Annotated in this window: 17 protein-coding genes; 10 read left to right on the forward strand and 7 right to left on the reverse strand. The window is 41.0% G+C overall.

Going from position 1 to position 14472, the window contains the following annotated elements:
* Positions 1–216 (forward strand): hypothetical protein (locus tag SE27_RS06400; protein WP_201772979.1); only part of this gene is annotated, 216 nt, incomplete at its 5' end.
* A 67-nt stretch (positions 217–283) separates the two neighbouring features.
* Here SE27_RS06400 and bioB read toward each other — a convergent pair.
* Positions 284–1273 (reverse strand): biotin synthase BioB, encoded by a 990-nt coding sequence (bioB, locus tag SE27_RS06405; RefSeq protein WP_039621852.1) that lies wholly within the window; start codon positions 1271–1273, stop codon positions 284–286.
* A 294-nt stretch (positions 1274–1567) separates the two neighbouring features.
* A complete protein-coding gene (queG, locus tag SE27_RS06410; RefSeq protein ID WP_039621854.1) occupies positions 1568–2671 on the reverse strand; it encodes a tRNA epoxyqueuosine(34) reductase QueG in 1104 nt (367 codons plus the stop codon).
* A gap of 23 nt (positions 2672–2694) precedes the next feature.
* Between queG and SE27_RS06415 the strand changes: the two genes are divergently transcribed.
* The 3 genes from SE27_RS06415 to SE27_RS06425 all read left to right on the forward strand — a co-directional run bounded on the left by SE27_RS06415 (position 2695) and on the right by SE27_RS06425 (position 4828).
* A complete protein-coding gene (locus tag SE27_RS06415; RefSeq protein ID WP_039621856.1) occupies positions 2695–4185 on the forward strand; it encodes a bifunctional ADP-dependent NAD(P)H-hydrate dehydratase/NAD(P)H-hydrate epimerase in 1491 nt (496 codons plus the stop codon).
* Entirely contained in the window at positions 4178–4402 is a 225-nt protein-coding gene (locus SE27_RS06420; protein WP_052251713.1) for an acylphosphatase, read from the forward strand. Before SE27_RS06415 ends, SE27_RS06420 begins: the two co-directional genes overlap by 8 nt.
* 90 nt (positions 4403–4492) lie before the next feature.
* Complete coding sequence (locus SE27_RS06425) at positions 4493–4828, forward strand: hypothetical protein (RefSeq protein WP_039621858.1); 336 nt, start codon at positions 4493–4495, stop codon at positions 4826–4828.
* 1 nt (position 4829) lies between these two features.
* Here the strand turns inward: SE27_RS06425 and ruvC are convergent, their stop codons facing one another.
* Positions 4830–5375, reverse strand: coding sequence for a crossover junction endodeoxyribonuclease RuvC (gene ruvC / locus SE27_RS06430; RefSeq protein WP_039621860.1), 546 nt, complete (start codon positions 5373–5375; stop codon positions 4830–4832).
* 122 nt (positions 5376–5497) lie between these two features.
* Between ruvC and SE27_RS06435 the strand changes: the two genes are divergently transcribed.
* A complete protein-coding gene (locus tag SE27_RS06435; RefSeq protein ID WP_039621862.1) occupies positions 5498–6070 on the forward strand; it encodes an FxsA family protein in 573 nt (190 codons plus the stop codon).
* 145 nt (positions 6071–6215) lie between these two features.
* Positions 6216–6851, forward strand: coding sequence for a LysE family transporter (locus tag SE27_RS06440; RefSeq protein ID WP_039621864.1), 636 nt, complete (start codon positions 6216–6218; stop codon positions 6849–6851).
* On the opposite strand, the gene SE27_RS06445 is transcribed toward SE27_RS06440, so the two are convergent.
* Positions 6848–7036 (reverse strand): hypothetical protein, encoded by a 189-nt coding sequence (locus SE27_RS06445; RefSeq protein ID WP_039621868.1) that lies wholly within the window; start codon positions 7034–7036, stop codon positions 6848–6850. The two genes, SE27_RS06440 and SE27_RS06445, sit on opposite strands and share 4 nt — an antisense overlap.
* A 328-nt stretch (positions 7037–7364) precedes the next feature.
* On the opposite strand from SE27_RS06445, the gene SE27_RS06450 reads away from it, so the two are divergent.
* The gene (locus SE27_RS06450; RefSeq protein WP_039621870.1) at positions 7365–7610 is read left to right on the forward strand and encodes a hypothetical protein; all 246 of its coding nucleotides are present in this window, start codon (positions 7365–7367) and stop codon (positions 7608–7610) included.
* 53 nt (positions 7611–7663) lie between these two features.
* On the opposite strand, the gene SE27_RS06455 is transcribed toward SE27_RS06450, so the two are convergent.
* Both SE27_RS06455 and metK read right to left on the reverse strand, forming a co-directional pair.
* Positions 7664–7966 carry a monooxygenase gene (locus tag SE27_RS06455; RefSeq protein ID WP_039621871.1) on the reverse strand — a complete coding sequence of 101 codons (303 nt, stop codon included), beginning with the start codon at positions 7964–7966 and terminating at the stop codon, positions 7664–7666.
* A gap of 114 nt (positions 7967–8080) precedes the next feature.
* A complete protein-coding gene (gene metK, locus SE27_RS06460; protein ID WP_039621873.1) occupies positions 8081–9247 on the reverse strand; it encodes a methionine adenosyltransferase in 1167 nt (388 codons plus the stop codon).
* A 935-nt stretch (positions 9248–10182) separates the two neighbouring features.
* Between metK and tkt the strand changes: the two genes are divergently transcribed.
* From tkt to SE27_RS06475, 3 genes are all read left to right on the forward strand, one after another.
* Positions 10183–12171: a transketolase gene (gene tkt, locus SE27_RS06465; RefSeq protein WP_039621875.1), complete on the forward strand. Its 1989-nt coding sequence runs from the start codon at positions 10183–10185 to the stop codon at positions 12169–12171.
* Positions 12172–12334: 163 nt separating this feature from the next.
* Positions 12335–12550, forward strand: coding sequence for a hypothetical protein (locus SE27_RS06470; protein WP_039621877.1), 216 nt, complete (start codon positions 12335–12337; stop codon positions 12548–12550).
* A gap of 388 nt (positions 12551–12938) precedes the next feature.
* Positions 12939–13523 (forward strand): YceI family protein, encoded by a 585-nt coding sequence (locus SE27_RS06475; protein ID WP_039621879.1) that lies wholly within the window; start codon positions 12939–12941, stop codon positions 13521–13523.
* A 141-nt stretch (positions 13524–13664) separates the two neighbouring features.
* Here the strand turns inward: SE27_RS06475 and SE27_RS06480 are convergent, their stop codons facing one another.
* On the reverse strand, positions 13665–14390 hold the full coding sequence (locus tag SE27_RS06480; RefSeq protein WP_406564541.1) for a glutamine amidotransferase: 726 nt from the start codon (positions 14388–14390) through the stop codon (positions 13665–13667).
* Between the last annotated feature and the right edge of the window lie 82 nt (positions 14391–14472).

A 14472-nucleotide genomic window follows, 5' to 3' on the forward strand; every position in this document is an offset into this window, starting at 1 on the left:
AATTTCAAGCTTCCGCGTTATGTAGTAGACGAGCATTTAGCCGATACGCTGACGTGGTTATGCCATCATCAAGAGAGCTTTGATTCCTTTAGCTATGATGCAATAACTCAACAACTTACCGTGCAACATTTAAATGGTATGGATGTTATTCGGGTGGGTGATTATTTAAATGCCAGTTACGGTATGTTAATCACTGCACATAACTTTGTAGAATAGCGCTAGAATAAATTAGAACAATAAAAAAGCCCAAAATGGGCTTTTTTATCTGCTTAGGGCAAACCAATTAACTGGCCATCGCATCCACGGCTAGCTCTTTTGCGCTAGGTTTGGCTTTTTCAGCTACTAAACCCAATTTATCAAATAACTGTCGATCTTTACCTTCGCCCGCATTTGGTGTGGTGAGTAATTTTTCGCCTGAGAAAAGCGAATTGGCACCGGCCATAAAGGCTAAAGCTTGGTCAGATTCAGACAATGATTCACGGCCAGCCGAAAGGCGAATATAACTGTGCGGCATAATAATCCGTGCCACGGCAATGGTCCGAATCCATTCAATCACATCGAGTTTTTCGACATCTGCCAGTGGTGTGCCTTCAATAGGCACCAACATATTAATAGGTACAGATTCAGGATGAATGGCCAAGGTTGCCAATTCATGTAATAGGCCAATACGGTCTTGCAAACTTTCACCTAAACCGACAATACCACCACTACAGACTTTCATACCGGCTTGACGCACCACATCTAAAGTATCTAAACGATCATCAAAGGTACGCGTGGTAATAATCTGTGAATAGTATTCACGCGAGGTGTCTAAGTTATGATTATAGTAATCTAAACCGGCTTCACCTAAGCGCTGTGCTTGTGACTGATTGAGCATACCCAAAGTCATACAGGTCTCTAAACCCAATGCTTTGACTTCACTGACCATTTCTAACACATAGGGCATGTCGCGCTCATGCGGATTACGCCATGCAGCACCCATACAAAAACGTGATGAACCTGATGCTAAAGCTTCTTTGGCTTCTTGAATGACTTTATCCACCGCAATACGTTTTTCAGCTTCAAGTTTTGAATCATAACGTGCCGATTGAGAGCAATACTTACAATCTTCAGGGCATTTTCCCGTTTTAATGGAAAGTAAGGTGCTGACTTGAATTGTATTTGCATCAAAATGTTCACGGTGAATACGTTGTGCTTCAAATACTAAATCTAAAAAAGGTTGTGTATATAAAGTGTGAATTTCTTCTCGTGACCAGTCATTACGTACATTCATTAGCGAAAATCCATAATCATCATTATTTATTGTGTCCTATCATACCGAATTTATGCCAAATCCAAAGGCATAAAAAGCCAAATATAAGGCTATTTTTGAATTTATTTAGCCTGAATTTTCTTATTCTAAAATTGCATATTTAGTTACAAAGTCTGCTATTTTTCTCAGAAGATGACAACAAACTATTTTTGAGCTGCAAGAAATTTGCCAAGAACGAGAGACTAAGTTTTTTCTAAGCTTTAAACTTTGTCATTATCTGTAAAAGTATAGATTGCTTCAATGATTTTAAATAGCCTAAGTATTAGCCATGGATTTGGCGATTTGTTCTGCAATTGCCCAATCAATATGGACTTGCACAATTTCATCATGGGTCGCGTAGGTTTGCCGCAAGCTATGCAGAATCTGCGCAGAGAAGGGCGCGTTACCTAAGCCGATGGCAATATTGCGCATAAAGCTTTGATAGCCGGTACGCCGCAGTGGGCTACCTTCGGTGTTGGCTAAAAAGGTTGACTCATCCCAGTGCCATATATCCAGTAAACTGATTTGGTCTAAACCATAACGCGGATTAAAATCCTCAATACTGGCTTTCTTTGCAAAACTGTTCCACGGACAAATCAACTGACAATCATCACAACCAAATACTCGATTACCAATGCCACGACGTAATTCTTCAGCAATAATGCCTTTGTATTCGATGGTTAAATAGGCAATACATTTACGCGCATCGAGCATATATGGTTCAACAATGGCTTGCGTCGGACAAATATCAATACAGGCACTACACGAACCACAATGTGCAGTCGTTGGTCCATCAAAGGGTAATTCCAGTGAGGTAAATAATTCACCCAAGACAAAAAAAGAACCGGATTTTTTTTCAATCAATAACGTGTGTTTACCAGTCCAACCCATACCTGCATTTTCAGCCAAAGATTTTTCAAAAACCGGCGCAGAGTCAGCAAAAGGGCGTGATTCAAAATCACCGACTTTTTCACGAATACGCGTAGCCAAGGTTTTAAGACGACCGCGCATGGTTTTATGATAATCACGTCCACGCGCATAACGCGCAATAATGGCGGCATTTGGCTCATCGGGGATATAACGCGGTTTTGGGGTTTCAACCAAATAATTCATACGTACACAAATAATGCTTTGCGTACCCGGAACCAGTAAGGTGGGATCAGCGCGTTTTTCTAAATTTTCTTCCAAAAACTTCATGTCACCATGATAACCACGCTTTAAATACTCTTTAAATCGCGCTAATTCTGCTTGAGCATCTGGTTTGGCAATGACACAATCAGCAAAGCCAAGATCTAAAGCTTGCGCTTTAATCCATGCTTTTAATGCTTCAGGATCAATCTGCTGTAACTGAATATTAGGTGAAGATGGGATGGATGACATAAATTATAAACAGGACAAGAATAATGCATCAGCAAGTTTATCATAGCCGAGATATTCAAGCATGGGAGCAACGTTGGTTTGCCAAACAAAACAGCGCTTATGGCTTAATGCAGCAAGCAGCTTGGAGCATTGCTCAGCGTTTAGATGGTTTATTTCAATCCACGACAGTATCCAATCAAAAAATTAAAAAAATTGCGGTGTGGTGCGGCACAGGAAATAATGCCGGTGATGGTTATTGTATCGCGAGTTATTTACAACAATTCGGTTATCAGGTGGAAATTTTTGCCGCGATGGCCGGTGAATCTGCGGACTTAGATCAGGCCATTGCATGTGCAGTCCAACATGGGATTGAAATTCATCCACATTTTAAGATAGCCACTCTCTTTGATTGTCATATTGATGCTTTATTTGGCATTGGCTTAAATCGTGCTTTAGATGGCTCTTGGCAAAGCATTATTCAAAACTTTAATGCACAATCGGGTTTAAAAATTGCGATTGATATCTCCAGTGGTTTACATGCCAATACAGGGCAAGTGTTGCCTTGTGCGATCAAGGCGGATCGAACCTTTACTGTATTGGGTTTAAAAGCCGGTTTATTTACTGGACAAGGCAAGGAATATGCGGGACAGATTGAGGTGATCTCGCTGATTCCTACCGATAGCGCCTTGACCACACTTGCACAGCTTTCACCTACTGCTATTGAGTTACCTAAGCGTCAGGCATTTGGTCATAAAGGCAGTTATGGTCATGTATTGGTGGTGGGTGGTCATGCCGATATGGGCGGCGCAGTGATGATGGCGGCTGAAGCTGCATTTAGTGCCGGTGCAGGTAAAGTAACTGTGGTCTGTCATGCCAAGCATCACACTGCAATTTTAGCGCGCGCACCGAATATTATGCTGCGTGATATTGATGCTTTAAGTGATGGAGAGATTGAGCAATTATTAGAGTATGTCGATGCTGTCAGTTTTGGAATGGGCTTGGGACGAGATGCATGGTCAGAACAGCAATATGGCAAATGGTTTAGCAGAATTTATCACGCTACTCATCTACAGGTGGTACTCGATGCCGACGCACTGTGGTTTTTAGCCCTGCAACCCACGCGATTAAACACTAAAAGCTATGCCACACCGCATTCAGGTGAAGCAGCAAAGCTGCTAAATTGCTCCGTTAAAGAGATAGAGCAGGATCGAGTTGCCGCGATTTATCAATTACAACAAAAATATGCCGGACAATGGCTGCTCAAAGGTGCAGGAAGCCTAATTTTAGAAGATCAGCTGTGGATTTGTACGGCCGGCAATGCAGGTATGGGCACGGGGGGGATGGGCGATGTATTGGCCGGAATGACTGCAAGTTTAAAAGCGCAATTCGCTGAGCAGATACATCTACATGAAATTGTCACCTTGCATGCTTTAGCCGGTGATTGGTTGGCGAAAAAAGGCATGCGTGGCCTACAGGCTTATCATATGAGTGAGGCGGTTTATCATGTGGTCAATCAGGGCCGTGCCGATGACTAAAGCCATCAAGTTAATCATTCAAGGTCGGGTGCAAGGGGTGGGTTATCGCCGTTGGTTTCAGCAGCAGGCGTTAGCATTGCAGCTAAACGGGTATGTGCGAAATTTAGCTACAGGTGAAGTTGAAGCGGTCATTATTGGATTACAAGCTGCTTTACAGGAGATGGTCGAGCGTAGTTATGAAGGGCCAAAGCATGCACAAGTGCTCAATATTATGTAAAGTGTGAGCAGTATTGAACAGCCATTTATCCGATTTGAGATATTGCGTTCATAGCAGTTTTTAAAAAGATCAAACTACAGAGTGAAAATAATGAATAAATATTGGGTGGTGGCAATCGTGGTCATCGTTTGTATTTTGGTGGTCATTTACACGCAGCGCAGCAGTTCTCACGTGAGCAAAAAATCATTAAAGCAAATTCTACAAAATGCTTATCCGCAATATCAAGTGATTGAAAAGCAGCAAGACCTCATCATTTGTGAGGTGGATCATCGTAACCTGCTGCAGGAGCTGGTGATGATCCGAATTGATCCCCAGCAGAAAAAGAACATGCGAACTTTTGGTCGTCGCGTGACCTTTACCTATCCTAAGCCACCCGCGCTTCGAGAAATGCGTAAAGACTTCGCCGTGTATTTATCCACGCATTAATTTATCTTTTGCGACTGCTGGTTCGACCACGTCCACGTGCCATACCGCCAAGCGCATTCAATACGGCCATTTTGCTCATACTGCCTGAGGCATGTGCATGGCAAATGGCTGCCGCTAAAGCATCTGCGGCATCTTGTTGCGGCTTAATGCTTAAATTCAAAATCCGCATCACCATCATTTGTACTTGTTCTTTATCCGCTGCGCCATAACCCACCACCGATTGTTTGATTTGTCGGGCAGTATATTCCGCCACTTGTAAATCTAAATTCACCAAAGCTGCAATGGCTGCACCGCGTGCTTGGCCCAGTTTTAAGGCCGAATCTGGATTTTGTGCCATAAAAACTTGTTCAACCGCAGCTTCCGTTGGCCCATGAAACTTCACAATACGTTCCACACCAGCAAAAATACGTTTTAAGCGTTCTGGCATTTCTGGTGTTTCAGTGCGAATGGTGCCTGCATCTACAAAAGTCAGTTTTTGCCCATCTTTTTCGATGATACCGTAGCCTGTCATACGTGAACCTGGATCGATACCAATAATTAATGACATATAAAGACTTTAAAAATAAAATAATGCCCATATTGTTACATAAGCGTATCAAAAAAGCTTGGTCGTGATTAAGCACTTGAATATTGCCCCCTATTTATTTTGTTGAGATTAGATTAATTTTTATGAAATTATTTCTTATTGTGCTTGTTGGCTTAATCCTTGAAGTCTTCGTTTGGATTGGCGTGGGTGACCTCGTCGGTAGTATGTGGTACGTGTTTTTCTGGTTTATTGTGGCCTTTTTTATCGGTATCAATTTAATCCGTAAATATGCGGGCGGTTTAATGCCGCAGATGCAACAAATGCGTAGCGGACAAATGAGTGGTGATCCTGCTTTAATGGCCAATCTGCCTAAAATTCTAGCCGGTTTGCTGCTACTTATTCCTGGTCTGATTAGTGATGTTTTGGCTGTATTAATCCTGATTCCAAGCGTGCAGAATCTTCTAAAAAATGCGTTGATGAAAACCATGGCAAAACGTCAACAAGCGATGATGGAAAAAATGATGGGTGGTATGATGGGGGGCATGGGCGCAGATGCTTCCGGCCAAAATCCTTTTGCAGATATGATGCGTCAGATGCAAGACATGCAACAGCAAGGTGGCACAGGATCACGTCAAGATTCCAATGTAATCGATGGCGAAGCGCGTGAAATCACACCAGAAGCTAAAAAAATTGAAATGAAAGATCTGAATAAATAACTTTATTGATCTGACCTATTAAAAAAGCTGAATCTGAGGATTTGGCTTTTTTATTACGTGACTTTTATAGAAAAATATTACGAGCAACCATACAAAAATTTGAACAAACGATATAATACGCTTTTTAAAAATCTGCCTTATTTCTATGTCATTACTTCTGACTATTTGTGCTTTGCATTTTGTGGCGCAACTCAGCCCCGGTCCTGATGTTTTATTGATTGCTAAAAGTGCAGCATCCACATCAAGAGCCAATAGCTTAAAAGTCGTTTTCGGTATTTCAGTGGGTATCTTGGTGTGGGTGGCATTAACGCTACTCGGTTTTACCGTACTTATTGAACATTTTCCTTGGATACAGCAGTTATTAATGTTGGTCGGTGGCTTGTTTTTAGCCCGCATGGGGTGGGCCATGTTGCAAGAAGGTTTGAAACAGCGTCAGCCAAACGTGCTGCTTGAGGATGAATCTGTTGTTACGGCAAAAACTAAAAATTATTTTCTACTAGGCCTAATGACCAATTTGGCCAATCCTAAAACACTGATTTATTTTAGTAGTGTATTTTCTTTGGCGTTAAGTGCATCTGCTTCCACGCATTTAAAAACACAATTGGCCTTTATTATTCCAATCCAAACTTTCTTGGTGTTTAGCGGCTTAATGCTGGTGTTGTCTTTGCCGAAAATTAAAATCGCTTATCAGCGTTCCGGTAGTTATATTGATATTATCTCGGGTGGCTTATTCTTAATTTTTGCATTTTGGTTGATCTATGACGCTATCAGCCTACTTTAGTCCTGTTGAACAGGCTCAGCAGCAGGCTGCGCTGGTGGAATTGTGGTAACAGTGGTGTGCTGATCTTTTTCAGCTTGTGAGTAACGATTGGGCTTTAATGTACTTTCTGTATTTTCTGAGCCTTTATAGCTGCGACTGCGGTTGGCGCGTTCGCGTAAACCGCCTTTTTTAATCAATTGAACCATAATATAAACTCCAAAATTAGCTCGACTCTTTTAACCAACATATCCAGAAAATGTAGATCATCGCTAAGACCTAAATTTCACGATTGCTTTATGACATCGCATCGAATAAGTATATTTTATAGCGCGAAGTGATGAAATCAATGCACTAAAATAAAAGTGATATCTGAATATTTTTTAAAAAATAAAACACAGCGTTCTAATTTTTAATAAATGCGCTTGTGTCTGTATAAAAACTGACCTATGATTTTATACAGATTACCTTTCAGCATATTTAGATCATGCGCTGAAAAGATAAAAACAAAAATATATGTAATTAAGGAGAATAGCGATGTTGTATCAATGTCATTGTGCGTGTTGCGAACGGGTGGTTGAAGCTGGCCAAAAGCAATGTAGTCATTGTGGTTCACACACAATTAAAAGCCCATATAGTTTTTGGATGTTTTGCATTTTAGCCTGTTTGGCGGCAGTGATTGTGTTTAAAGTGGTGCATGTCTATTTGCAAGATCATCAGGAAATGCCGGTACAGCAAAGTTTACTCGATGTTCTGAATCAAAATAATAAGTCTGGGCGCTAAACTTTAAAACCTGAGTGCCGATCAGGTTTTAATTGCAGTGTACTTGATGTTTATTAAAGCGGTGCATGGTTGATGGCAGAGAGTTCATGGTTAATCTCAAAAATACGGCCACGAATATGCTCTAGACCAAAATTTTGCAGTCGCGCAGTATGCATGCTTAGGTATTTTTCAGCATTCTCTGCGCAGTCAAACAAATAAAGACCACCCGCTTGCTGTGTCTGACTATTTTCCGTCCATATTTTCCACAGCATACCGGTTTCTTGATTGATGCTCTGTGCCAATGCTTTAAAGGCTTCAGACATCTCTACACCAAAAGGGCCTTGCGTGGGAAAGTCGACTTGTAAAATAACCGCCATATTAAAGATCCTACAAAAAGATGAATGCTAAAAATTATACACTTGATTGATTGGTTTTAGTTTTACATCGGCATTAAAAAAGCCCACATCATGTGGGCTTTTTTGAGACTGAAATTACAGTCCAGCAGAGGCTTTCAGCGCTTCTACTTTGTCGGTTTTCTCCCATGTAAATGCAGTGTCTGAACCTTCACGGCCAAAATGGCCATAGGCAGCAGTTTGCTTATACATTGGTTGAATTAGATCCAGCATACGGGTAATGCCGTATGGACGTAAGTCGAAGTGTTCACGAACCAATTGAATGATCAATTCTTCAGACACTTTTGCAGTATTAAAAGTATTGATTGAAATAGAGGTTGGCTCTGCAACACCAATGGCATAAGACACTTGGATTTCACATTTATCAGCAAGACCCGCAGCGACAATATTTTTAGCCACATAACGACCAGCATAAGCAGCAGAACGATCGACTTTAGAAGGATCTTTACCTGAGAATGCACCGCCACCATGTCGCGCCATACCACCGTAAGTATCTACGATAATTTTACGACCAGTTAAACCGCAATCCCCCACAGGGCCACCAATCACAAACATTCCTGTTGGATTGATATGGAATTTAGTCTCTGCATGGAACATTTCAGCAGGGATGACTTTTTTCACAATCTCTTCAATGATCGCTTCTTTTAACGCAGCTTGAGTAATATCAGGATCGTGCTGGGTTGATAGAACCACCGCATCTAAACGAACCGGCATACCGTTTTCATAAGCAAACGTTACCTGACTTTTTGCATCTGGACGTAACCACGGCAAACGACCATTACGGCGGAGTTCGGCTTGTTTTTCCATTAAACGATGCGCATAACAAATTGGCGCAGGCATTAGAACGTCAGTTTCGCGGCTGGCGTAACCAAACATTAAGCCTTGATCGCCTGCACCTTGATCTTCAGGTTTTTGACGATCGACCCCTTGAGCAATCTCAGGTGATTGCTTGCCAATCATATTAATAACGGCACAGGTCGAGCCATCAAAACCTAAATCAGAATGGTGATACCCAATTCCATTTACGGTTTGACGGACAATCGCTTCAAAATCGACATTGGCTGTTGTTGTGATTTCACCGGCAAGTACGACAGCACCTGTTTTGACAAGCGTTTCACAAGCAACCCGCGCATATGGGTCTTCTGTTAAGATTGCATCCAAAATAGCATCACTGATTTGATCAGCCATTTTATCCGGATGGCCTTCGCTTACAGATTCCGAAGTAAATACAGCGTACTCGCGCATAAGTCCTATCACAGTTTTTTCAAAAGACGCAATATGTTACATCGAGTTCGACTTTTGGACTAGTTGTATGCGACTAAAATGCCTGAAATTATTTCAATTCAGCTATTTTTAAGCCCAATAGCGCAGTAAAAAATGCTCAATCGATGCAAATTAAGCGCTAAAGAGGAGGTTTGTCGCTGTGAATTTTTAATACTTGAATCACTGAAAACCAACCATTCGGCTTGGTTTTTTAAGAAAAAATAGATATTCAAAGACTATTGGGTTGTGTTTAATTTTTATAATTAATGATGAATATCATAATTTTAAATTAAATAAGCCCATACATATTATGAGCTTTAAACTTGCTGATGTGTTGCTTTATTTGCTTGAAAATTTATTTTGATCGTTCGCTATTGATTGGTATTTTCAACTCATTTTTAATAAAGTGAATTTTATTCAACTTTTAGGCTCGTACATTGCTTAATTGATCAATTTTTACTCAATCTGTTTTTAAGGCGTTACTTTTTCAGCACAAAGCGGTTCATTTCAACAGAAACAGGCAGCGGGGACTTAAACCGAATTAGAATCTCTAAATACTCTTTTAATTCATTCGAGACTTCACAAAGCTTAGATTGTAGACAGAATCAGAGAATTTGTTTTTAGCTAGACGCAATTTTTTTGGGTACTACGCCATCAATATCATTCATTCTTCAATCCTGAAAAATCCGTCATTTTTCAGAAATAGTGCATGCTTCAATTCAGTTACAATTCCAGTAAAAGTCTTAAAAGGATTCTGAATTTAAAATTTAGGCTGTTTAAAACATACCTCGTCACGAATAAATGTGTAAATGTTGACTATTAAGCTTTACCCCTTGCTGTTTTTTTAAGACAATATAGCCAGCTTTGAATTTTTCGATTCATCATCTTCTTTAAATGATTTAGTTGGACTCCGACCTATGACAACCCCGCTTAATGAACGTCGTATTGCAAACGCAATTCGTGTATTGGCAATGGACGCTGTACAGAAAGCAAATTCAGGACATCCAGGTGCTCCAATGGGGATGGCAGATATCGCTGAGGTATTGTGGCGCGAATTTTTAAATCATAACCCGAGCAACCCACAATGGGCCAATCGTGACCGTTTTGTCTTGTCGAATGGTCATGGTTCAATGCTGCATTATGCGTTGTTGCATTTGACGGGTTATGATTTGTCGATTGAAGACTTACAGCAGTTCCGTCAATTACATTCAAAAACGCCGGGTCACCCAGAATTAGGCTATGCACCAGGTATTGAAACCACCACAGGTCCATTGGGTCAGGGGATTGCCAACGCAGTCGGTTTTGCCTTAGCAGAAAAAACTTTAGCCGCACAATTTAACAAAGATGACCTGAGTGTTGTTGATCATTTCACTTATTGTTTCTTAGGTGATGGTTGCTTAATGGAAGGTGTTTCACACGAAGCCTGTTCATTGGCCGGTACTTTAGGTTTAGGCAAATTAATTGCTTACTATGATGACAACGGTATTTCAATTGATGGCGAAGTTGAAGGTTGGTTCTCTGACGATACAGAGCAACGCTTCCACGCTTATGGCTGGCAAGTGATTAAAGTCGATGGTCATGATGCTTATGCACTGCGCCAAGCGACTTTAGCGGCTAAAGCTGAAACCACGAAACCAACACTCATCATGTGTAAAACCATTATTGGTTTAGGTTCACCGAATAAACAAGGCAAAGAAGATTGCCACGGCGCACCATTGGGTAATGACGAAATTACCTTAACCCGTCAAGCTTTAGGCTGGAAAGAGGAAGCCTTTGTGATTCCTGCTGATGTCTACGCAGCATGGGATGCAAAAGACAAAGGCGCTCAATCTGAAGCTGCTTGGAATGACCTGTTTGCAGCGTATGCGGCCAAATATCCAACTGAAGCTGCTGAACTTAAACGCCGTGTTAGTGGTGATTTACCTGCAGATTTCGTGGCTAAAGCCGATGCTTATATCGCGGAAGTCAATGCAAAAGGCGAAACAATTGCGACGCGTAAAGCCAGCCAAAATGCGCTACAAGCCTTTGGTCCATTATTACCTGAAATTTTAGGCGGTTCTGCGGATTTAGCCGGTTCTAACCTGACGCTTTGGAAAGGGTGTGAAGGCGTACAGGACAATCCTGCCGGTAACTATGTGCATTACGGTGTACGTGAATTCGGTATGACCGCAATTGCCAACGGCGTAGCATTACACGGTGGTTTCATTCCTTATGTTGCAACATTCCTGATGTTTATGGAATATGCGCGTAATGCAGTGCGTATGTCTGCGCTGATGAAACAACGTGTGATTCATGTCTATACCCATGACTCCATTGGTCTAGGTGAAGATGGTCCAACGCATCAACCGGTTGAACAAATTGCCTCGTTACGTGGTACACCAAATTTAAATACATGGCGTCCATGCGACACGGTTGAAGCAGCCATTTCATGGAAATCGGCTTTGACTCGTGCTGATGGGCCTACTGCACTGATTTTCTCTCGTCAAAACTTAGCGTTCCAAACCCGTACTCAAGCACAAATTGATGATGTTGCTAAAGGCGGTTATGTATTGGCGGCTGAAAAAGGCGCATTAAAAGCCATTATTATTGCGACAGGTTCAGAAGTGGCCTTGGCAATGGATGCTTACGCACAGCTTGACGGTGTACGTGTCGTGTCTATGCCATGTGCCGAAGAATTTGTAAAACAAGATGCGGCATATCGTGAAGCGGTTCTGCCTGCAAATATTCGTGCGCGTGTGGCTGTAGAAGCTGCACATGTGGATTACTGGTGGAAGTTTGTGGGTCTAGATGGTCGTGTAATTGGCATGACCACTTATGGTGAATCTGCACCAGCCAAAGACCTGTATCAACATTTTGGTATTACGGTTGAAGCTGTGGTTGCTGCGGTTGCAGAAATTACTGCTTAATTATTTTAATTAAATAAGATAAAAACGCTCCCTAAGGAGCGTTTTTATTGAGATTATTTTTAAATGATATTCTACTGGCAGTTTATTTGAATCAGTATATAGTGATGCCATTCATTGGATATTCATTTTGAAATGACATTTATTCAGTGTAAGTGAGGAAAATATGAGTCTTTATAATCAAATTAGTGACGAAATTGGTCAAATGGCAGCGGGCGAACAAAAGTGGATTGGTCAAGATCTGCCGCTTGAGTCGATGATGGCTGTGGTATTGATGCTGAAAGACTTAGATGAAGAGAAAGTCATTAAAGTACGCAGACAAAACCGTGAAACCCATACCGGTCGTAAACAAGTCGATCGCGTATTGGTTGAAAAGCTGTAAAAGATTAAGCATCTTTTAAAAAAAGCCCCGATGGGGCTTTAATTATTTTTAAATAGCGATTTTGAGCCACTGAATTTTTGCTGCATGAAACACTGCGTAGAGCAGATCATAACAGGGATACGGCTGTTGTTTTTTTGTATTTAAGGCTATGCTGAATTGAGCATTAATGCACAGAAATAATCATATTAAAGTCAGTAAAAAGTGTGTCTTAAATAAATTAATAATAAAAATCAAAGCACTTGACACTTAAACAGATAAGCTTGTAAGGCAATAGCGCTTTAATAATCCACATTGTTCTATTGTTGCCGTCTATCGTGTTCTTTAGAGCAGTCAATTAAGATAATAACGTACCCATACCAACAATCATTTAAAGTGAGATAAAAAACATATGAACTTAAAAGCACTGACCTTGGGTCTTGTGGTTGCATCCGCTGCGACCTTTGCAATCGCTAAACCAGTGGCGTATCAAATTGATCCTACACACTCAGCCACGGTTTTTTCTTGGAGCCATTTTGGTTTTTCAACACCTTATGCGAATTTTAGTGATATTCAAGGCACGATTAACGTTGATAATGAAAAGCCTGCTGCTTCATCGGTGAATGTGACCATTCCACTCTCGAGCATCAATACCAACGTAGCAGCATTGGATAAGCATATTCAAGGCGCAGAATTTTTTGATGCTGCTAAATATCCCAACATTACCTTTAAAAGTACCAAAGTAGAAACCAAAGATAAAAAGCACTTTAAAATTATGGGTGATTTAACCATAAAAGGTGTCACTAAACCTGTTGTTTTAGATGCGACCTTAAATAAACAAGCCGTTCATCCAATGACCAAATTACCCACCATTGGTTTTAATGCTACCACATCTTTTAACCGCTCAGCCTTTGGTGTTGCCGCTTATGTTCCGAATGTCGGTGATAAAATCACGGTCAATATTACGACTGAAGCTTCTGTGCCTGCAAAAAAATAAATCTAAAATTACTTAAAAGAAAAAAGCACCTCTACAAAGGGGTGCTTTTTTTAAAGCTTGATTTGATCAGTTGATTTAATCTACATAAAAATGAATCTAAAACCTGATCTAATCAAATCTAAGCCATCAATTTAATGCAGTTTAAGCCACAGTAAGTCTTTTTAAATACTGTTGTAAAATCAGCTGCGCTTGGCTTTCTAATTGATTCGCATATTGCGTATTGTCTTGACGTAAATTGGGAATATCAATATTGGCTTGGCGTAATTGAACGTGATGTCCAATTAACCATTTTTCTAAATTTGCTGCTGCAACCTCTACATGAAATTGCAAAGCTAAAATATTATGGCCCACAGAAAAGGCTTGATTTGGATATAGCGCTGAGCTGGCCAATAATTCAGCCTGTTCAGGTAAATCAAACGTATCGCCGTGCCAATGTAAAACTGGAATATCCTGCAAAGGACTGAGTGGATTATGTTCAGTATCGGCAATATCAAGGGTGCTCCAGCCAATTTCGGCTTGCTGTCCTGCATACACTTTGGCACCCAAGGCGTGTGCGATCAATTGTGCACCTAAGCAAATACCGAGTGTGGGAAGATTTTGGCTTAAACGTTCGCTAAGTAAGTCAATTTCTGGTTGTAAAAAAGGGTAGTCCGGCGTGTCATAAACGGCAATGGGGCCGCCTAAAAGAATAGTTAAGCCTGCATAAGTTAACGCTTGCGTAAGGTCTTCAACGCCCGCTTCAAAGTAACGCACCCGAAAACCGAGTTGATAAAAAATATCTTCCCAGTGGCCTAAGTCCTCAAAGGCAAGGTGTTGAATGGCGTAAATGGTATCCGGTAATGGGTTTGATGCACGGCTCATAGTCATAGTTTTAATTAAGTGATGAATGCGTTCAATGTAGCTTGAATGGCTTAAAAGTTGAAGCTGCAGTTTGTGTTTATTGTGGCTT

The sequence above is a fragment of the Acinetobacter harbinensis genome, from assembly GCF_000816495.1.
GTDB classification, from domain to species: domain Bacteria; phylum Pseudomonadota; class Gammaproteobacteria; order Pseudomonadales; family Moraxellaceae; genus Acinetobacter; species Acinetobacter harbinensis.

Excerpts from the sequence above, each read along its gene's own strand:
- bioB (WP_039621852.1), bottom strand. The coding sequence starts at position 1,273 with ATGAATGTACGTAATGACTGGTCACGAGAAGAAATTCACACTTTATAT.
- queG (WP_039621854.1), bottom strand. The coding sequence starts at position 2,671 with ATGTCATCCATCCCATCTTCACCTAATATTCAGTTACAGCAGATTGAT.
- SE27_RS06415 (WP_039621856.1), top strand. The coding sequence starts at position 2,695 with ATGCATCAGCAAGTTTATCATAGCCGAGATATTCAAGCATGGGAGCAA.
- SE27_RS06420 (WP_052251713.1), top strand. The coding sequence starts at position 4,178 with ATGACTAAAGCCATCAAGTTAATCATTCAAGGTCGGGTGCAAGGGGTG.
- SE27_RS06425 (WP_039621858.1), top strand. The coding sequence starts at position 4,493 with ATGAATAAATATTGGGTGGTGGCAATCGTGGTCATCGTTTGTATTTTG.
- ruvC (WP_039621860.1), bottom strand. The coding sequence starts at position 5,375 with ATGTCATTAATTATTGGTATCGATCCAGGTTCACGTATGACAGGCTAC.
- SE27_RS06435 (WP_039621862.1), top strand. The coding sequence starts at position 5,498 with ATGAAATTATTTCTTATTGTGCTTGTTGGCTTAATCCTTGAAGTCTTC.
- SE27_RS06440 (WP_039621864.1), top strand. The coding sequence starts at position 6,216 with ATGTCATTACTTCTGACTATTTGTGCTTTGCATTTTGTGGCGCAACTC.
- SE27_RS06445 (WP_039621868.1), bottom strand. The coding sequence starts at position 7,036 with ATGGTTCAATTGATTAAAAAAGGCGGTTTACGCGAACGCGCCAACCGC.
- SE27_RS06450 (WP_039621870.1), top strand. The coding sequence starts at position 7,365 with ATGTTGTATCAATGTCATTGTGCGTGTTGCGAACGGGTGGTTGAAGCT.
- SE27_RS06455 (WP_039621871.1), bottom strand. The coding sequence starts at position 7,966 with ATGGCGGTTATTTTACAAGTCGACTTTCCCACGCAAGGCCCTTTTGGT.
- metK (WP_039621873.1), bottom strand. The coding sequence starts at position 9,247 with ATGCGCGAGTACGCTGTATTTACTTCGGAATCTGTAAGCGAAGGCCAT.
- tkt (WP_039621875.1), top strand. The coding sequence starts at position 10,183 with ATGACAACCCCGCTTAATGAACGTCGTATTGCAAACGCAATTCGTGTA.
- SE27_RS06470 (WP_039621877.1), top strand. The coding sequence starts at position 12,335 with ATGAGTCTTTATAATCAAATTAGTGACGAAATTGGTCAAATGGCAGCG.
- SE27_RS06475 (WP_039621879.1), top strand. The coding sequence starts at position 12,939 with ATGAACTTAAAAGCACTGACCTTGGGTCTTGTGGTTGCATCCGCTGCG.
- SE27_RS06480 (WP_406564541.1), bottom strand. The coding sequence starts at position 14,390 with ATGACTATGAGCCGTGCATCAAACCCATTACCGGATACCATTTACGCC.